17 protein-coding genes are annotated in these 20549 nt (G+C 41.0%); 1 reads left to right on the forward strand and 16 read right to left on the reverse strand.

The annotated features are described in order from the left end of the window. Positions 1 to 16 precede the first annotated feature (16 nt). The 3 genes from DX933_RS08975 to DX933_RS08985 form a co-directional block, all read right to left on the reverse strand. Positions 17 to 1984, reverse strand: coding sequence for a PTS fructose transporter subunit IIABC (locus DX933_RS08975; protein WP_123316102.1), 1968 nt, complete (start codon positions 1982 to 1984; stop codon positions 17 to 19). A 225-nt stretch (positions 1985 to 2209) separates the two neighbouring features. Further along, positions 2210 to 4117, reverse strand: a complete 1908-nt coding sequence (locus tag DX933_RS08980) for a BglG family transcription antiterminator (RefSeq protein WP_123316103.1) — start codon at positions 4115 to 4117, stop codon at positions 2210 to 2212. 91 nt (positions 4118 to 4208) lie between these two features. Next, positions 4209 to 6404: a DNA topoisomerase III gene (locus DX933_RS08985; RefSeq protein ID WP_223805927.1), complete on the reverse strand. Its 2196-nt coding sequence runs from the start codon at positions 6402 to 6404 to the stop codon at positions 4209 to 4211. A gap of 504 nt (positions 6405 to 6908) precedes the next feature. Here DX933_RS08985 and ytaF point away from each other — a divergent pair. Next, positions 6909 to 7520, forward strand: coding sequence for a sporulation membrane protein YtaF (ytaF, locus tag DX933_RS08990; protein ID WP_223805928.1), 612 nt, complete (start codon positions 6909 to 6911; stop codon positions 7518 to 7520). A 50-nt stretch (positions 7521 to 7570) separates the two neighbouring features. On the opposite strand, the gene DX933_RS08995 is transcribed toward ytaF, so the two are convergent. The 13 genes from DX933_RS08995 to DX933_RS09055 all read right to left on the reverse strand — a co-directional run bounded on the left by DX933_RS08995 (position 7571) and on the right by DX933_RS09055 (position 20520). Further along, the gene (locus DX933_RS08995) at positions 7571 to 8386 is read right to left on the reverse strand and encodes a ZIP family metal transporter (RefSeq protein WP_123316317.1); all 816 of its coding nucleotides are present in this window, start codon (positions 8384 to 8386) and stop codon (positions 7571 to 7573) included. Positions 8387 to 8585: 199 nt separating this feature from the next. Continuing rightward, positions 8586 to 9377 carry an SDR family oxidoreductase gene (locus tag DX933_RS09000; RefSeq protein ID WP_123316105.1) on the reverse strand — a complete coding sequence of 264 codons (792 nt, stop codon included), beginning with the start codon at positions 9375 to 9377 and terminating at the stop codon, positions 8586 to 8588. A gap of 87 nt (positions 9378 to 9464) precedes the next feature. Then, entirely contained in the window at positions 9465 to 9854 is a 390-nt protein-coding gene (locus tag DX933_RS09005) for a 5-carboxymethyl-2-hydroxymuconate Delta-isomerase (protein ID WP_123316106.1), read from the reverse strand. A gap of 12 nt (positions 9855 to 9866) precedes the next feature. After that, on the reverse strand, positions 9867 to 10622 hold the full coding sequence (locus DX933_RS09010; protein ID WP_123316107.1) for a fumarylacetoacetate hydrolase family protein: 756 nt from the start codon (positions 10620 to 10622) through the stop codon (positions 9867 to 9869). Beyond that, complete coding sequence (locus tag DX933_RS09015; RefSeq protein WP_223805929.1) at positions 10619 to 11410, reverse strand: fumarylacetoacetate hydrolase family protein; 792 nt, start codon at positions 11408 to 11410, stop codon at positions 10619 to 10621. Before DX933_RS09015 ends, DX933_RS09010 begins: the two co-directional genes overlap by 4 nt. Before the next feature lie 47 nt (positions 11411 to 11457). Next, on the reverse strand, positions 11458 to 12684 hold the full coding sequence (locus DX933_RS09020; RefSeq protein ID WP_123316108.1) for a dihydrolipoamide acetyltransferase family protein: 1227 nt from the start codon (positions 12682 to 12684) through the stop codon (positions 11458 to 11460). A gap of 38 nt (positions 12685 to 12722) precedes the next feature. Beyond that, on the reverse strand, positions 12723 to 13862 hold the full coding sequence (locus tag DX933_RS09025; protein ID WP_123316109.1) for a Glu/Leu/Phe/Val family dehydrogenase: 1140 nt from the start codon (positions 13860 to 13862) through the stop codon (positions 12723 to 12725). 39 nt (positions 13863 to 13901) lie between these two features. Continuing rightward, on the reverse strand, positions 13902 to 14375 hold the full coding sequence (locus tag DX933_RS09030) for a flavin reductase family protein (RefSeq protein WP_123316110.1): 474 nt from the start codon (positions 14373 to 14375) through the stop codon (positions 13902 to 13904). Positions 14376 to 14399: 24 nt separating this feature from the next. Then, complete coding sequence (hpaD, locus tag DX933_RS09035; protein WP_123316111.1) at positions 14400 to 15383, reverse strand: 3,4-dihydroxyphenylacetate 2,3-dioxygenase; 984 nt, start codon at positions 15381 to 15383, stop codon at positions 14400 to 14402. Positions 15384 to 15413: 30 nt separating this feature from the next. Further along, a complete protein-coding gene (gene hpaB, locus DX933_RS09040) occupies positions 15414 to 16874 on the reverse strand; it encodes a 4-hydroxyphenylacetate 3-monooxygenase, oxygenase component (protein WP_123316112.1) in 1461 nt (486 codons plus the stop codon). Between the two features lie 37 nt (positions 16875 to 16911). Beyond that, on the reverse strand, positions 16912 to 18396 hold the full coding sequence (gene hpaE, locus DX933_RS09045) for a 5-carboxymethyl-2-hydroxymuconate semialdehyde dehydrogenase (RefSeq protein WP_123316113.1): 1485 nt from the start codon (positions 18394 to 18396) through the stop codon (positions 16912 to 16914). A gap of 29 nt (positions 18397 to 18425) precedes the next feature. Next, positions 18426 to 19328: a 2,4-dihydroxyhept-2-ene-1,7-dioic acid aldolase gene (gene hpaI / locus DX933_RS09050; protein WP_123316114.1), complete on the reverse strand. Its 903-nt coding sequence runs from the start codon at positions 19326 to 19328 to the stop codon at positions 18426 to 18428. 550 nt (positions 19329 to 19878) lie between these two features. Next, positions 19879 to 20520 (reverse strand): GNAT family N-acetyltransferase, encoded by a 642-nt coding sequence (locus DX933_RS09055; protein WP_123316115.1) that lies wholly within the window; start codon positions 20518 to 20520, stop codon positions 19879 to 19881. Between the last annotated feature and the right edge of the window lie 29 nt (positions 20521 to 20549).

Genomic DNA, 20549 nt, shown 5'->3' on the forward strand with positions numbered 1-20549 from the left:
CATGCCCTCTTTTATCCTACTGAATTTCCTCCAATAATTGAAGTGCTTCGTCCTTAGAGGAAGTCTCCAATAATGCATTTCGGAATGTTTCATCCATCAATTTACGAGAAAGCATTTGTAAAATCTTCAGATGTGCATTGCCAGCAGCTTCTTCTGGTACAGCAATCATAAATATTAATTTTGCATTGGTCCCATCCAAACTATTCCAATCCACACCATCTCGATGAATTCCAAATGCTACTGCTGGTTTTTTAACTGCATTAGACTTACCATGCGGAATTGCAATATTCATTCCCAAGCCGGTCGTACTTTCTCCTTCACGGTTTAAGATGGCTGTTTTAAATAGTTCTTTCGATTCCAACATACCATTTGCATCCAATTTTGCAATTAATTCATCGATAACTTGATCACGCGTAGAACCTGATAAATGCGTCTCCATCAAATCTTTGTTCAAAATATCTGTTAGTTTATTAATTTCTATTTCTTCTGTCGGTTCATCCGTTGTACCAACTTCCGCTTCCTCGATAGAATCTGCCTGTGATTCATCTTCTCCTATATCTGCTCCGGCAGGAACTCCGGCTACTTCAACATCCTTCTTTAAGAAATTAACAAGGAGCGCTGTCACAATCACTCCAATGATCGCAGCAATAAAGAACATTAGCACATTATCGACTGCACCTAACACGGCAACGATTGGTCCACCGTGTGCAACACGATCCCCAACATTACCAAGCATGGCAATAACAGAGCCGACCATTGAACCCACAACAATACTTGGAATAACGCGCAGTGGATCTTGGGCAGCGAACGGAATGGCTCCTTCTGTAATACCAAATAACCCCATGGTAAAAGAAGCTTTTCCTGCTTCTCTTTCTGCACGCGAGAATTTACGTTTATTCATAAATGTTGCGAGACCAAGCCCAAGCGGTGGAATACAAATTGCCACTGCAATAGGTCCCATAATCTCGTAGTTACCCTCTGAAATCATTGCTGAACCAAATAGAAATGCCACTTTATTAAAAGGTCCGCCCATGTCAACGGCAATCATAGCACCTAATATAAGTGCCAATACAATCGAACTAGCTCCTTGCATACCTTCTAACCATGCTGTTAAAGATTCAAATACTTGTGCGACAGGAGCACCAATTATAAAAATAAATAATAAGCCAACAATCAAGGAAGCGAATATCGGAATAAAAATAATTGGCATTACTGGTTGCATTGCTTTAGGTACCTTCATTTTCTTAATCGCAAGTGCGACATAACCTGCAAGGAAACCAGCAATAATTCCACCTATAAATCCAGCCCCTGCTTCACTTCCGTAAAAACTACCATTAGCTGCAATATAACCACCAATCATACCAGGAACTAAACCTGGACGGTCGGCGATACTAACAGCAATGAATCCAGCCAAGATCGGCACCATGAACATAAATGCTGTACTACCAAGGCTCTCAATTTGTGACCAGATAGAACCTTCTGGTATAACAATGCCTTCAGGCGTTTTTTCGCCACCAATCGTCAAAGCTATCGCAATCAGCAATCCACCAACCACAATAAATGGAATCATATAAGATACACCATTCATCAAGTGCTTATAAATAGGATTTTCCTTTTTAGATGCAGTATTTTTTGTCATTGCACTAGAATGTGTACCTTCTTTATAAACCTTTGCGTCACCACTTTTAATTCGATTAATTAATTCTTCTGGTTTACGTATTCCATCTTGTACACCTGTAATAATTAATTTTTTCCCAGCAAAACGTTCTTTTGACACTTCCTTATCTGCTGCAATAATGATGCCATCTGCCTCAGCAATATCCTGGTCTGTCAATTGGTTTTCTATCCCTATTGATCCTTGTGTTTCCACTTTTATATCTACGTCCAATGCTTCCCCTGCTTTTTGCAGGTTCTCAGCAGCCATATACGTATGAGCAATCCCGACTGGGCAAGCAGTAACAGCTAATACTTTTGTTTTAGCCATTTTAATTCCTCCTTGAAAAATTAAATGTGTAATCGTTACCCTTAATATACACCCAGATTGACATATTAATATTTTTTGTTTTTACCAGAAGCTGTGGTAAAAAATGATTTATTTATAAATGGACGAAATATAAAAGCTTTTTCACTCGCAAGCAAACATGGCAGGACAACTGGTCCGTTTAAATCAAGTGCTATAATGATTAAGAAATAAGTAGTTTCCTCGATACTATCTATTTAATATATTGGTGATTTGTCCTACTTCCGAAGCTTCGATTAATTGCTGGATAATCAGCGGTTGTTCTCCCAATGCGGCAATTTCCTTAACGACACCACGCGCTAGACCCTGTTCATTTGCAAGGGCAAGCATAAAAACGACAGACACTTTCTCCGTTCCCCATTCTAATGGTTCCGCTAAAATGGCCAAGGCAACAGCAGATTTTTTAATCATCGATGGGCTGCCATGCGGGATTGCAATTAATCCACCGATGGCAGTAGAGGATTTTCTCTCTCGTTTGATTGCATGATGGGTGAAAGCTTCCGTAACCAAGCCCTTTTGATAAAGTGCCTGCCCAAGCATTTCAATCACTTCGTATCGATGTTCCCGATTTACATTGATAAAAATCAAATCCCGAGGCAACACATTCATAAGCTGGGAAGCATGCTCTTTTACTGCTGTTTGTTCCACCTTTTGAATAAAATGATTTAATTTTTTCTTGTCTTTAGTTTCTAATAGTGGCGAAACAACAACAAATGGTAAGTCTAACTTTTCGAGTGGAATCGTTGAAACGACAAAATCAACTTGATGATTTCGCAAAAAGGCAGGCAGGTCTGCTTTTCCAATTGCATCTACAATATCGATATTCTGAAAATGCTGGTCCATTTTTGCAGCTAATAAATTGGACATTCCAATCCCCATATGACAAACAATGACGGCTTTTTTCTTGGTTCGCTTGTTACTTTCAAACCGTTCAATAGATGCTTGGAAATGTAAAACGAGATATGCCGCTTCATCTTCAGGAATATCCAGATGATATTTGTTATTCAATTCATCCACAGCTAGCATGACCATACTAAATAAATATGGGTACAATTTTTTGATTTCAGCAAGCAATGGATTCATAATTGGAAAACCATATTTGATGCGATTAATTACGGCATGCATGTGTACAGCAAGTCCTTGTCTCAACACGTCATCCTGATGAAAATCTACCAGTGTTAGCGTTCCTAATTTATCCATTAATGAATGGACGACATCATTTGTTTCATTATTTTTCCATTCATCCATTACTTTACTGTTCCGCTTCGCACTAATGAAATGCCATGTATAATAAATACGCTCATCTGCTGGGAACTTGACTTGAAATGCTTGTTCCAGCCTATGAAAAAACCATGTTGCATAGTGATATTCCACATATTGATCTACTGCTTTTTCTTCTTTTTGGATCGATACAGGTGACTTTTGGCGTGTTCGCTTAATCATAATGAGCCCATGGACCAGCAAGCTTTCCATTGCATCATCGGTAAAATCAATGGGAAATTCCTTAACCAAATCCTGTAAAGTTTTTCTTACCATTGTAACCTCATAGGGCAGAAATAAATTCAATACATATTTTTTTCCTTTCCGAATGGTTGGAACGAGATCTGATAAGTGAGCAAGCGCATTACGCTTATGAAGTTCCTTGCCCTCAAGATAACTACCTAGCCGTTCTTTTGTTTGTAGCTTTAATCCATAGCGCTCCAACCATTTGGCTATTGTATCTAGATCTTTTTTGATGGTTTGTTTAGAAACGAAGTACTTTTCCGCCAGTGCCTGTAAAGTAATAGGCTGATTCTTCATTAGAAGCTGGTAAACAATTTCAATCAATCGATCCTCTTCGGTTAACGGTTCGTTTGAAAATAACTGATTAAATAAGACGCCTTTATCTGCTTCGCTAATTTCAAGCATTGTTCCAATCCCTGGTTTGCGGACAAGCTGTGCATTGGAAAACCTTTTTAGATATTCTTCCAACTTGTTTAAATCATTCCGCACGGTCTTTTCTGAACAGTCCAGCTTCATAGAAAGGTCTTGTACATGAAAGACTTGGTTATCGTTTATAAGCAAAGTGTGTAATAGTTTTCTTTGTCTTTCGTTCATTTCTGCACCTCTTTTATTCATTCCCATGTACTAGAGTAGTTCAAACGCAGACCATATTTCAACACTAGCTGATCAAGAAAGAAATAATCACTTATTTATCAAATTTCGTCCCTTTTAGTAATTCAGCAAATGGATTATTAAGTGGTTCCGTCTCTTTTTTCTGTTGATTTAAATAGCGCTGTACACCGCGTTTATCCATTTTATTGCCTCTCTCTTTTTTCTTACGCGCTTCAAAGGCTGATAATTTTTCACGATAGCCACATTTACAGGCGAAGATTTGTCCCTTTCCATCCCCGCGCAGTTCCATTTTCTTTTTACATTGTGGACAACGCGCATTGGTAATGCGTGATACATTTTTGCGATGGCCACATGCTCTATCCTGACATACCAACATTTTTCCTTTTTTGCCATTGACCTCAAGCATTGGCTTGCCACAGTCTGGACAATGCTTATGAGAAATATTGTCATGTTTATATTGTTTTTCACTTGCTTTAATTTCTGCAACAATTTCCTTTGTGTGTTCTTTCATTTCCTCGATAAACATATCTTTTTTTAGCTTGCCTTGTCCAATTAGCTCCAGCTTTTGCTCCCATTTTGCAGTTGTGGCCGGTGAACGTAATTCCTTTGGCACCAAATCTAGTAGCTGTCTACCTTTCGAGGTAATAAAAATATCTTTACCGCCACGTTTTTCAATTAAGAATGAATTAAATAACTTATCTATAATGTCAGCTCGAGTTGCAACTGTACCCAGGCCACCAGTTGATTTTAGTGTTTCTGCCAGTTGCTTATTGTTTGTATGCATGTACTTGGCGGGATTTTCCATCGCGGACAGCAGTGTAGCTTCGGTAAACCTTGCAGGGGCTTTCGTTTGACCAGATGTCTGTTTGATTAATTTAGTCTTTAATACGTCCCCTTTGTGAATGCTTGGCAATAATTGTTCTTTCACTTCATCTGGTGATTCTTCATCCTCAAACCGATTTTCATAAACTTCTTTCCAACCAGGATGAATAACTGTTTTACCTTTGGCGATAAACTTTTCATCCCCAATTTCCGCCTGAACGGTTACCTGTTCGTATTCATGTGCCGGTGATAAAACAGCTAAAAACCGTTTGACGACCAAATCATATATTTTTCTCTCTTTACTCGTGAATGCAGACAGATCGACATACCCTTCCGTTGGGATAATCGCATGGTGGTCACTTACTTTTGCATCATTAACGAATGATTTCTTAGATTTGATTGGCTTTGCCGCAATTTTATTAGCGGCTGTTCGATACTCCCCAACACCACAAGCCTTCAATCTCTCGGGTATTGTTGGTACAATATCACTTGAAATAAACCGGGAGTCTGTACGAGGATAGGTTAACACTTTATGCTGCTCATACAACTTCTGCATAATATTTAAAGTTTCTTTTGCCGAAAAACCAAAGCTTTTATTCGCTTCTCGTTGGAGCTCTGTTAAATCAAATAGTCCTGGTGCATAGGATTTTTTTGGTTTACGATCAATCGCCACAATTTTAGCATCTTGATTATCTAATGCATGTACAATGGCATCTATTTTTTCTTTATTAAAACTACGACTCTGCTGATTCGAATCTTGCCAGGTTAATTTTAATGTATCCGTGATAGCTTCTACACCATAATATTGCTTCGGCTTGAAGTTTTTAATTTCATCTTCTCTTGCAGCAACAATAGCTACCGTCGGTGTTTGCACGCGCCCGCAATTTAATTGTGCATTAAAGCGTGTCGTTAGTGCACGTGTCGCATTTAATCCGATATACCAATCCGCCTCCGACCGTGCCACAGCAGCCTGATATAAATTTTCATATGCTTTACCTGGCTTCAAGTTTTTGAAGCCTGCTTGGATTGCTTTATCGGTTACAGAAGAAATCCATAACCGTTTCATTGGCTTATTTACTTTTGCTTTATCAATAATCCAACGTGCGACCAGTTCGCCTTCCCGCCCAGCATCTGTAGCAATAATAATCTCTCCCACATCCTTGCGGTGCAATAGGGTTTTAACCGTTTGAAACTGTTTGCCAGTCTTCTTCATCACAACCAGCCTCATCTGTTTGGGCAGCATTGGCAAGTCTTCCAATCGCCAGGTTTTAAATTTTTGATCATATGCCTCGGGATCTGCTAACGTAACCAAGTGTCCTAGAGCCCAGGTAACAATATATTTATTCCCTTCCATATAGCCATTACGATTTTGGGTACATTTTAATACCCGTGCAATATCTCGGCCAACAGAAGGTTTTTCAGCTAATACAACAATTTTACGATTCAAATGAATAACTCCTCACTGATTAAAATTCTCTGATATAGTGTATCATATTTTGAACGATGATTCGGAAAAGCCAGCTTGTCCCAACATACGCAGTACATAGATTGCAGATAAACTTGCTGCATATCATTAAAGTGAAACTTCAATCAATGGGGGTTTTCGTACTTCCCCCACTGATTGTTAGTTGAACCAATCAGGCCTTTACTGGCTGTTGACCCCACACTTACCATTCTTGTTATCCATAAAAATTCTTGATGGGGGGCTTACAGCCAGTTAATCTGTGATAAATCGTAATAGAATTTCTTCATTCCTGTAACCTATTCCTATTCTTCTTTTATCGTTGTAACGCCCTTATCAATGGGTATCTACCCAGTCAATTCCCTTTTAACAACCATACAATACCATACATATGCCCCACATAACGAGGGGGGGAGTACGGATTTCCACTATGAGGTTACATGTCATAGTGGAAATACAGACAAAGGATATGGTTGGATGCTTTTTTATATGGGGTTGATTTTTTTAATCATTGCCGTTAGCTTGGATAGCTTTGGTGTAGGAATTGCTTATGGTATGCAAAAAATCCATGTACCTTGGTTGGCGATGGGAATTATCATGTGCTGCTCAGGAGTCATTGTGTTTCTTTCCATGACAGTAGGCCACGTATTGAATACGTTCATATCTGCTTCATTCACCAAATGGATTGGTGGTTTCATCCTTATTGCAATTGGTTTGTTTTCTTTCGTCAACAGTCTGCGTTCACAGCGGAAAACAAATTCCAAAGAGCAGAGCCATTCAAGTGGAATGCAGCATTTTAAAACGGTGCTAACTGCACCAGATCAGGCAGATTTGGACCATTCCGGTATTATTACTGCTGGTGAAGCATTATTACTCGGTGCAGCGTTGGCACTTGATGCATTTGGTGCCGGCATAGGTGCAGCAATCATCGGATATCCACCATTAATTACAGCATTTTCCGTAGCTTGTATGAGTGGAATATTTCTTCACATGGGGATGTGCACAGGATTCTTTCTATCTCAGCATAAAAAAATGCAAAGACTCACTTTTCTTCCATCCGTTCTATTAATCACGCTAGGAATCATGAACATCATCGCTTAAAAAACACCTGCAGCGGGGAGAACCCTTATCTGCAGGTGTTTCATATATCATTATCCTAGACCAACATCTAATATCATCATGACAACAAAGCCAATCATTAATGCCATAGATGCCAGGTCCTTATTGCCTTCTTCCTGTGACCCTGGTATCACTTCTTCTACGACAACAAATATCATTGCACCCGCTGCAAAGCTTAATGCATAAGGTAGAAGCGGTTCAATATACAGCACTGCAAAGGCGCCAATGACCGCTGCAACGGGTTCAACCATACCGGAGAATTGACCATACATAAAACTTTTGGTTCGGGACATCCCTTCTCTCCGGAGCGGAAGCGATACTGCAACTCCTTCAGGCAGGTTTTGAATTCCGATACCAATTGCTAGTGCAATGGCACTGATGAGCGTTGTCGAATTCAAACCAGCGGCAACAGCCCCAAAGGCTACACCGACAGCCAACCCCTCAGGAATATTATGCAACGTTATCGCTAATACGAGCAAGGTACTCCGCTTCTTTTTACGAGGCTTAATCCCCTCTGCTTCTGAGATATTCAGACCAGGATGCAGGTGGGGAAGTATTTTATCGACACCCCACAGAAATAAGCCACCAAGCATAAAACCTAATGCTGCTGGAAACCATGTAGGTAAGGAGCCTCCCTCGGACATCTCGAGTGCAGGTGCCAGCAAAGACCAAAAGCTTGCAGCAATCATAACGCCACCCGCAAAGCCGAGCATCCCATCTAGAAATCGCTGCCCCATGTCACGTTTAGCAAATACGACGGCAGCACCTAATGCTGTCATCCCATAAGTGAAAAGCGATGCTATCAGCGCCTGCATCACTGGGTTCAATGTTGAAAAATACGCTAACATATCTGCCAATCCCATCTTGATCGTACATGTATAAGTAGTTTTATCCTTGTCACCCCCTGATCATATAGAAGCATCAGGCAAAACTATCCTATCATTTCGATTTAATCCGTTTGCCAATTATAATAATTGAAATTGGCTTCATATGAAGCGAATTATAGCCAGTCATGCAGCCATTGTCAATTGATTTTGACTTATTTTGCTATAATGCTTTTATCTGTCCACCGTCAACAAGCAATGATTGGCCTGTAATATACGTATTTGCCCAACTTGCGAAGAAAACGACTGTATTGGCGAACTCTTCCGGTTGGCCATAGCGCTTCATGGCTATCTCTTGCTCCGCTTGTTCCTGAAATGCATCTGGCGTAATATTGGCCCGCTTTGCCCGATCTTTATTTAATTCTAAGATGCGATCGGTTTCAATCGTACCTGGACCGATTGTATTGATTAAAATATTCGCTTCACCCAGTTCTCGTGCCAATGATTTTGTTAAACCATTAATACCTGGTCGCATCGTATTGGACAACACCAAATGGTCAATCGACTGTTTAATAGATGAGGAAGATAAATTCACAATTCTTCCACCACCTTGCTTTTTCATATATGGTACAACTTCGCGAATTGCTCGAATAAAACTAAGTAAATTCAATTCAAAGGCATGGTACCAATCCTCATCACGCATCGACATAAAATCTCCGGCTGGCGGACCGCCTGCATTATTAATCAATATGTCAACTCCACCGTATGTTTCGACTGTATGCTTGATAACCTGTTTAATTTGTTCAGGTTTTTTCACATCACATAGAACATACCGAACCTCCTGATTCCCTGTCTCCGATTTGATTTCTTTCACTGCTTGTTCCAATGCCGCTTCATTCCGACTACAAAGTACAACATTTGTCCCCTCTGCAGCGAGCCCTTTTGCAATTGCTTTTCCGAGTCCTTTACTTGCGGCCAATACAACTGCCGTTTTTTCTGATAACTGTAAATCCATTTCTGTCCTCTCCCTTCTACTTATTACCATACCCTACCACAAAACAAAGCAAGCAGAAAAAAACCCGCACAATTGCGGGAGCTTTTCTTACCGTTTTTGATATCGTGCATGTATGGTGTTTTTTTTGAATGTTGGATTTGTAAATTCATATAGCTCTAACGATAAGGCAAAATGATCGGTCTGTAATAGGGAATGAAAATGAGATTCAAGTACATGAAATAGATGCTTACAAACGGTCTCTTTCACTTCAACTGAACGTCCACTACCCATTTTTAGCGTAACATGAACAAAGGCATCCGCTGCTTCTGTACTATCTGCAATTACATAATCTTGCAGCATCACAGCACGAGAACGAATGCCTCCGGTGGGGAATATATCTCCTTCAGCAATCAACTGGGCATTTATCTTGTGGAGCAGAGGCGGAATATTCGCTTGTTCTTGTATATTCTTCGTATATTCCACGATAATATGTGGCATACTCTCCCTCCGTTATCCATTGAATTCATCATCAATGACTATATTTTCCAGTGCACCTAAGCCCTCAATTTCTGTCACAACAACATCGCCATCGTGCACATGTACTGTTCCTTTCGGGGTACCCGTTAAAATAATATCGTTTTCCCGGAGCGTCATAAAGCTACTTAAATAGGAAATAAGATATGGAATATCGAATACCATATCACTTGTATTACCATCTTGTTTTAATGCACCATTTACATACGTACGAATCCTAAGATTCATTGGATCAATTACATCTTTTGCCGGAACAAACCAGGGACCAATCGGTGTTAGCGTATCCCTATTTTTTACGAATAGATTTGGTCGGTAGTAATTTTCCAAATAGTCCCGAAGCGCGTAGTCATTCGCAATCGTATAACCAGAAATATATTGATATGCATCCTCACGTGCGATATGCTTCGCCTGTTTACCAATAATAACGGCTAATTCACATTCATAATGCATATACGTAACATCCAGTGGTTTTTGGGACTGGGATTTGTGACCGATGAAAGTATTCGGACCTTTCAAAAACACAAGTGGTTCTTTTGGTGCTTGAAAGCTAATTTCACTGGCATGATCCGCGTAATTTAAGCCCAAGGCAAAGACTGTTCCAGCTTGTACTGGTGGCAGCCACACTACTTCCGATTGGGGAACGATTCTTCCATCGGCAAGCTTTAGCGTATGGTCCGGTAATTCCCAAGCATCATGCAATGCACCAAAGCAAGCTACACGTGCCTGTCTCATTTCCGCTCACCTCCAGGTTGATAGGCTTCTTCCTCAACCAATTGATTTTCCAAGCTCCCCATTTGATCGATGGTAATCGTTACCCGATCACCAATTGCAGCTGTAGGAGCGGCATGTGGCAAGCCAACCAAAAGCATATCACCGGCAAATAGCGTCATAAAGCTGGTAACGTCTTGGATGAGCTGTTCAATGGGACGAATAAGGCAATCAAGCCTGCTTTCATGAACAATGCTGCCATTGATATAGGTAGCTATTTTTAATGATGAAATAGATGAAATTTGGTTCTTATCGATGATCCATGGACCAGTTGGACAAAATCCATCACGCACTTTGTTGTATATTTGTGGTCGGTACATGCTATCATGCGGAACCGTCACATCATTAACTATCGTATAGCCTTTTACATAGTCCATTGCCTCACTATACATTACATTTGTCGCATCACGCCCGATAACGACACCAAGCGTTCCGTTCATTTCTAATGCATCCACATGCTTTGGTACAGGGATGGGCTGTAAGTGAGCATTAACCGTATTTCGCGGCTTTATATACATGACCGGTCGCTTTGGTGGTGCTAGATAAGGCTTCTGTGTAAAATATTTTTCAAACCCGTCACGCTGCGCTTTAAAATTAAATACGACACCATATATAGAACCAGTAACTGGAGCCTGCCATGGTACAGCTGCCACTGGTATTTCCTTCCCCTGCCATTGGAACGTATTGGATGTACCCACATGGATCTTCTCCAGCAGTTCAGAACTGTTAAACTTCGCCTGTGCTTCTAGCAATATACGATTTCTCCTTTCCAATTTTATATCTCTATGACCTTACTTCATCAAGGCAGGATAAACGCAGCTGGATTCTGCAGTAATTCCGCCAGTCGATTCGTGAAGCCAATTGCTTGCGCACCATCCGCTATTCGATGATCAAATGAAAAAGATAGCTGTTGCACATAACGAATTCCCAGCTTATCACCCGGCATTACGACAGGTTTTTTCTTCCTTTGATGAAGAACCAAATAAGCAGCCTGCCCTTTTGGGATAATTGGTGTTATTGCACTCCCGCCGGCATCCATCCGAATGATAAAACATCCATGCAAACTTGCTCCGGTTTGTTTTCTGGCTGAGTAAGCCTTATCTAGCGATTGTGTTTGTTCCTTATGAAGGGTTGTAATGGATTTTTGATCAGCATCTGCAATCACAGAAATGATTTCTTCCTTATGATTCGTATTGACCAAACCAATATGGTAATTTCTCCATAATTGGATGACAGCATTTTCCTCGTCCAGCCTAGCATGAAAAATCCGGTAATCCTGTAAAGCGATTGCAACAGCTCGGATGAAAAATGCGATTAAGTCTATATGTTGGCCACCTTTTTCCAGCTCGATTTGCAAACCAACCAAATTCGTTACATCAATTTCATCAAAATGGGTGACATGTGGAATGGTTGAAACAGCCTGGCAGATTGTATTGCCCCTTAGTTGTTGTTCCTTGCAATACGGAATGTATTCCTCTGTTTCAAATCTATTTTCCGCGGTTAAAGGCAGCATATGATCCTCGGTTGCTACCGCTTGTTGTTCCATCGATTTTCGTTCTGGTGTGACATGTCCTCGTAAATACATGTCCACATCCTTCCGTAATATGCGTTTGTTTGGTCCAGAGCCTGGAATACGCTGTAATGAAACCCCTTTTTGTGACGCATACCGCCGAACAGATGGGGTCGCAATCATACGAAATGGACCTGCCATCTCCTGATGATCTTCTTGCTTGTTGAAACGAGCCTGCAACTGTTCCTGTCCAGGTGTAAGATTTTGCAAGGTCTGGCTCGCCAATGGTTCCAATTCCAAAAGGATGGTACCAACTGGAACGACACTGCCAGGTTCCCTATGAATGGTTGCAACCTTTCCTGCCGCTGGAGAAGGTATTTCGGCAACCATTTTATCTGTTTGCACCTCAATTAATGGCTGGTCTGTTACAACCTCATCCCCAATTTGAACAAGGTATCGAAGAATTTCCCCCTCTGTCATTCCCTCTCCAATATCATGGAATGCCACCTCTACCATGTTTACACGCCCCCTTTTTCAAATGCATCTACTAGAGGTTATGTGCCGCGCACCTGCCATTTCGGACGTTTACTGTGCGAATAAAAGCTATTCCGTTTCGACTGTAATTCAAGATAACGCAAGCATTTAGCATTGGCTGCAGCCACGGTTGTTTGACCTGTCATTGCAGCTTGTTCATAAATATCCAAAAGGGAATGATAAATTGCTTTTGTCTTTAATTTCACACGTTCTTGATTCGGTTCATAAAGTTCATCAGCCACTTGAATTAATCCACCAGCATTCACAATATAATCTGGCGCATATAAGATGCCCTTATCCTGTAAAACTTGAGCAAAGTGATCTGCTGCTAATTGATTATTCGCTGATCCGACAATCGCTCTAACCTGGAATTGTTCCACAGTTGCAGTATGAATAATTCCCCCCACAGCACAAGGGATGAAAATATCAGCAGGGACTGCATAAATATCTTCCTGTTCCACAACCGTTACTTGCCCATCCTTTCCGCGTGTTACTACTTCACGAATGGATTGGTCATCCACGTCGGTCACATATAGACTTGCCCCCGCTTCTAATAAATAGGTCGCTACTTTGGAACCGACCTTTCCAAGTCCTTGTAATGCATAAGTATAATCCGCTAGATTTGTATGTTTATCTAAATGATAGACCGTTGCTTTCAAGCCATTTACAACACCTTCAGCAGTAGGAATAGAAGAATCTCCACTACCACCATAAGCCTCTGGTATTCCATTTATATATGGCGTTTCCTTCATGGCTTGCACAAAATCATCCATCGTTGTTCCCATATCCGTACCTGTATAAAATCGACCATTTAATGCATCCACATACTGGCCAAAAGCTCGAAACAAAGCCGGTGTTTTATCTGTCTTCGGATCCCCGATAATCACCGCTTTACCACCACCAAAATCCAAATCTGCAGCAGCACATTTATATGTCATTCCTTCAGATAAGCGCAGCACATCATCTAGTGCATGGATCCAGCTTTGGTATGGGTACATCCGGGTTCCACCAAGTGCTGGACCAAGGGTTGTATCGTGTATGGCAATAATTGCTTGCAGTCCTGTAGCTGGATCATTACAGAATACAACCTGTTCATGACTAGAAATTGTATCAAATATATCTATCGCTACCGTATTTGATGCATTCATTTGTGGCTTCATGCATCTATCCCCCTCCCTACTAGATTTCGCTCTAGTAGTCTATTTAACAACCGAAGGCGCAATCGTTCTATATTTCCCTTCAAAAAAGGTAAGTGGTTCCCCGTCACGCAGGTATAGATCGGTAACACGCCCAATGTATAACGTATGATCTCCAGCAACAACAGCATGATCAACCTCACAAGTAATGGCTGCAATCGCATCCTTAATGGTTGGCATATCTTGAAACCAATGAAAATCGATATTTTGTTTTTCCTTTATTTGCCCAGCAAAATAAGCAGACATATGCTGTTGATCTGCATTTAGCATACTAACTGCAAATTTTTTCGATTGCTGTAAATATTGATTCATATGTGCGTTTTCATCAATAGAAATCAGAACAAGCTTTGGGTTTAAAGAGACAGACATAAATGCATTTGCTGTCATACCATATGCTTCTTCGCCTATCATCGTTGTTATGACAGTAACACCTGTTGCAAATTTCCCCATGGCTGTCCTGAACGTATGATCATTCACAATGTACCCTCCCATTCTGATGGTCTAAATGATAAAGGTTGGCTTATGCTGCTCCAGCTTGGCAGGTTGTTCTACTACTGCTTCTTCCGTTAACACATGCAGCACAGTAGAAGCTTCTTGAAACCAGCAGTCTGGTGCTGCATGCCCCCAGAACGTTTGTCGCATCGGATCATCAATATCCCATTTTATTGGTTCAAAATCCGGGTCACTCGTTAAATAATCACCATTATATAGTTCAACACGATGTCCATCCGGATCTCGTAAATAGAGGAAAAAAGCATTGGATAGTCCATGCCTGCCTGGTCCACGTTCAATACTTTCACCATATCCCATAGCTGCGAGCACATCACATGTATGAATGAGTGCCAATGGGTCCGGTAACCAGAAACCTATATGATGGAGCCTCGGACCTGATCCATTCATAAACGCCTGATCGTGAACTGTCTGTTTACGATGCAGCCATGTTGCCCAAATGGCCCCCTCCTTGGTTTCGGTAAACTCTGAACAAGCAAATCCAAGCTGTTTTCGATAAAATAGCTCCGCCTTACCAACATCAGGAACGAGACAATTGAAGTGGTCAATCCGTTGCATTCTTGACCCCTTATATAAATCGAACCGCTGTAGCAACCGCTCCACTGTCTCCATTTCCGCAAAAAATTCCAATGGCAAGCCATTCACATCCTGTACCCGTAGTGCTCTGCCAACACCAAGCTGCTCGCCTTTTTCTATCCAAGCTACGGGTAATTGATGATGCTTAAATAATGCTGCCAACTGTTCCAAATCTTCTTCCGTAGCAACCTTATAACCTAGTACTTCCACTGCTGGTCTGTCAGCTTCTTTTAATACCAGGCTATGATGTCCATGCTCCTCTAAGCCTCGCAAATATAAACAAGTTCCATCATTAGCCGTTTCAATAAAGCCAAGTGCATCTACATAGAACCGTCTAGAAGCTTCTAAATCGGTGACATGTAAAACGGCACGCGCGCAGCGAATAATGCTAAAATCCACGTAAGCTCCCCCCGTTTGATCCTTCCAACATTACACCTTCATGCTAGAAGATTTTTTCAAAAAGTCGGCCACATAGTCCTTGTATGGTTGTTTGTCATACCCATCAAAATAGGTCATTCCCATCCGAACCGGATCACCAAAAAAGTAATATTCATAATGTGCCTGTCTTGCGCCAAATGCACTTAACGTCATATCCCACGCTAAACGAAATAGCTGTACCCGTTCATAACCCTCCAGGTTTTTCCCTTGTAAACCCCGATGGATGATTGGACCGATTTCTTCATGCTGAAAATCGGCTTCAGTTGGAATCCCCATTAAACCAGATGCTCCTAGAATTCTGACAATCTCCGTTAATTTAGGATAAATACGCGGATACCAATTTCTAGCAGCGTCCAAAGCGGCATAATCAGGAGTCATCGTGCCGGATTGATCCAGCTTTGCTTGATGTTCTGCACGATACAAATGCGAACGCATCGTCTCCAGTGTCAGCATAATTTCTGTTCCCTTATCCTTGACGTGCTGGAATTGATCAATACCAATGGCATCCATCATACTTAGAGCCACGCCAAGAACAAATTCCGTTTTAACAATATTTTTTGCAACAACCTGATGGGCCATGTGCACGACTGCGTTCGTTTCTCGGAAAGTTCGGTTACATACTGAGGCATTACCACAAACAAAAACACGCTCCCACGGAACAAAAACATGATCAAAGGATACAATCGCATCCCCTTCTTCAAAACGTGAACCGAGTGGATGATCCCAGCTATTCTTTCCATAATCAAATGATTCACGGCTAATAAATTTAAGCCCTTCTGTGTGATTGGGAATCGCAAATGCCAAGGAATATGGATCATTGAGTTCTCCTGCTTTCTTCACGGTCGAAGGGAAGACTAATATTTCATCGGTGATGCCCCCTTGTGTTGCCAGCAGGCGAATCCCATCGACAATAATTCCATCATCCTGTTTCTCTACCAAATGTAATGCGACATTGGCATCTTTTTGTTCATGCTGCATTTTGGCACGATTCACCTGGGGATGTATCAGTGTATGAGTAAGACTAATATCATGCTCCCTTGCATATTCATAATAATTTCTTGCATTTTCTGCAAATCTTGGATCCCCTTCAGCGAATAGGCTGTTATTCATTCCCATTGCCATAACCTCTGCATTCAAATAATCCGGTGATCTTCCCATCATGCCACCAGAGGTTCTTGCCCACTCCATGATTGCTTCTCGTCGTTTTATTAAATCATCAATTGAAGTCGGTTGTAAAAATGTCATTCCAACTTTGTCACCAGTAGTTGGTGAATCATACAGCATTTTATCTGGCTTTTCATATTGCAAATCATATAAATGAGCCATTGACCGTACGACATTTTTAAATGCTGGATGTTCTGTGATATCGTCAACACGTTCTCCGTGAATGTACACATTGTTATTCGCTTTTTTTAGACCATCTATATATTCCTGACCTGTTTTTGCCGGCATGGTTCTTTCCCTCCTCTTTTATTTCCATCTCTTTCCATCATTTACCGAACTGTGGTATCGCGTGATTACCGATTGCAACGTGAATCGCTTTTGGTTCTGTATAAAACTCCAGCAATGCAAAATGTCCGCCTTCACGACCTATGCCACTTGCTTTCATGCCGCCAAAAGGAATTCTTAAATCACGTACGTTTTGCGCATTAATCCACAACATACCAGAGTCAATTGCTTGTGCGACTCGATGACCGCGTTTGATATCATTTGTCCAGACATAGCCTGCTAATCCATACTCCACATCATTGGCCATTTGAATCACTTCTTCTTCTGTATCAAAGCCAATAACTGCCATAATTGGACCAAATATTTCATCCTGACATACCTTCATTTCATTGGTGGCATCCAAGAGTAATGTCGGTGGAACAAAATTGCCCGCCTTATGATCAGCTGGAACCGTTCCTTGATAGACAGTACACCCCTCCTCCTTCGCTATTTTGATATAGTTTGTCACTTTATTATAATGACCGCGATCAATTAAAGGACCGAGCTCTGTCTTTGTGTCCATTGGGTCACCAATCACAATTTGATCGACGCGTTCTTTCAATTTCTCTATAAACTTTTCTTTTATTCCTTGTTGTAAAAACACCCTCGAGTTAGCCGTACAACGTTCACCATTAAATGAAAATATCCCCCAAACAGCAGCATCCAGGGCCTGTTCCATATCTGCATCATCAAATACAATTAGTGGTGATTTCCCGCCAAGCTCCATCGATGTTTTTTTCAGTGAATCGGCAGCATTCCGAATAATTTCTTTGCCAGTGGTCGTTTCCCCCGTAAATGAAATCGCTTTCACTTTTGCGTTTTTTACAAGTGCTTCTCCAGCAACCTCTCCGTACCCATGCACCACATTGAATACTCCTGCAGGAACACCAGCACGCTGGATAATTTCTGCAAGCCGATTGGCGGACAAAGGAGACAGTTCAGCAGGCTTCAGTACAACCGTATTCCCACTAGCGAGTGCGGGTGCGACCTTCCAGGTTGTTAGCATAAACGGTGCATTCCATGGGGTAATGAGACCGACAACACCAAGTGGTTGATAAATTGTGTAATTAATAAAGTCTTGATCCACTGGATAGGCATCCCCATGCAATCTCGCTTGAACCATTCGTGAATAAAAACGAAAATTTTCTGCAGCCCTTGCTGCCATTTTTTTCGTTTGGCTAATTGGTAATCCTGAATCGAGGGACTCCAATAAAGCAATGTCTTCAGCCTCTTCATCAATGAGGTCTGCAATTCTTTCGATATAGGACATGCGCTCTTTCAGCTTCATCTTTCCCCAAGGTCCCTCATGAAATGCCTTTTCCGCGGCATCTACAGCTAATTCCACATCAGCTGCAGTCGCCATCGTAGTACGATTAGTGATATCATTTGTATATGGATTTCTATTTTCCTTTTGTTCCTCGGTTGTCGCATCTACAAATTCCCCATTGATATATAGCTGCACATCAGCTACTTTACAATGATTCATCTGGTTCACCTACCTTTTTTAAACATGAATTATACAAGATGATATTGCTGTAATGTGGCACGTATTTCCGCTTGAATGGAATCAGCTGGGGTAGCAAGTGGCTTGCGTAGTATCGGCTTTACCTTTCCCATCATGCCAAGTGCAGCTTTTGCCGGAGCGGGATTCGTATCACGAAATAACACATCATTTAGCGGCATCATGTGATAATGAAGCTCCTGCGCACCAGCCACATCCCCTGCGACCCAGCGATTGTAAAGTTCTGCCACTTCCTTTGGTGCTACATTAGCGGTTGCACTAATATGTCCAGCACCACCAATAGCAAGCATAGGATAGCATAATACCTCAATGCCGGAATATAGATTAAAGTCACGACCACACTTTAATAACACTTTATTCACATGTTCAAAATCTTTGTTAGATTCTTTTACACCAATGATATTGGGACAATCGGCTGCAAGACTCGCGATGGTGTCTGCTTCTAAATTGACTGCTGTTCGACCTGGGATGTTATATAAAATGATAGGAATAGATACGGAATCGGCAACTGCTTTAAAATGCTGGTATAAAGCATGCTGATTTGGTTTATTGTAGTAAGGAACGATGACTAATGCACCATCAGCTCCTATTTCCTCTGCAGTTTTGGTTAATCGTAGTGTTTCTTGGTGGTTGGTTGATCCAGTTCCAGGAACAAAAGGAACCCGGCCCTGAATGGTTTGATAGGCTGTTTCCATCACCTGCTCACGCTCTTCCAGCGTCATCGAGCTTGGTTCACCAGATGTACCAGTTACAGAAATTCCATGACTGCCACTGTCGATTTGCCATTCAATTAATTCCTTAAACGTATCGAAATCAATTCGCTCATCTTCATGAAACGGGGTAATCACTGGTGCAATCGAGCCACGAAGTCTTTTCTTTTCTTCAAAAAAAGCCATTACATATCCTCCTCGTATCCTATGTTTAAGCCTTGTTTTTGGCTTATTTATTGATTCATTTCAAACTTGATTGAAACTTCGGTATTCAACATGATTGACCTACACGTCATGTGATATCGGTCTTGAATCAACGAGTATGTATATAGCTTTCATCCGGCCGTGTTTTCACATCCTGATGAAGCTAATCCATCACTTGGTGGCCGAGTAAACTTCAAAAAAATTTTCAAGAAAAGTTATATCCTAAAGCTAATTTTAAAATTAAATAACTGTAAATTTTCTGAACAATTAAATCATATATGATTTCACATATAATGTCAAAGCAATTTTTTAGCATGTAAAGTTTTATATAATGGATGCCCAAGTATACGCTGATTATTATTCGTTTCATTCAAAAGGCTTCAGTTAGACTATCGAAGGCGATTTACCTCCCACTTACCGCTGATTTTTGCCCTTCATACGATTGAAGCAGAATTTTCCCGCCTGTTTTTAATAAAGGTAAACTTCATTCAGTGGGAGTCTTACAGCCAGTTAATCTGTGATAAAATATATTTTAAAATTCATGCAGACTGGTGCGAGATACGGCTTCCAGAAAGTACGCAGGAGCATGGGCGGTTTTTAACTTCTCAAAATCTGATGGTGGCATATATTTTTGCAATATGGGCAAACATGCAGCTAAATCGTTTTGTCTGTTGCCTATTACGGGATCTAATAAAAAGCGAAATCCAAAATCGGAATATAACTTGATTGCCCGATAGCTTTCTGGTTGAGTATGCAAAAATATCGGGTATTCCTCTTCCGGTAAACGATTCATAACAAAGGAAAGTAATGCCCTCCCGATTCCTTCGTTCTCATATTCTTTTAAAACCTTTAACCAATGTAGGGTCCATATCGAATTGTAAGATTTCCATAAAAAACAGGTCCCAATCGGCTTATCTTCTTGATTACAGACAAACATGCATTGTTGAAAAAACAAATCCCCTTTCGGTAAATACACATCTTCAAAATATGTCGTCATAAAATCGGCGTATTCTGAGGCTAATTCAGGGGTATCAAAGGGCATGGCTTTCCATATATCCAATTCATTTTTTTCACATGGACGAATATAAAAATTTTTTGGTAGTTCACTTACAGCGTCTTGCACTAGTTTCGTGCACATCATAAATAGATTCTTTTCCGGTATTTGTTCTGCCATATTTTTATCAACTCCATTTGATTGCTCAA

This window comes from Ornithinibacillus gellani (genome assembly GCF_003730295.1).
In the GTDB taxonomy this organism is placed as follows: Bacteria; Bacillota; Bacilli; order Bacillales; family Amphibacillaceae; genus Ornithinibacillus_A; species Ornithinibacillus_A gellani.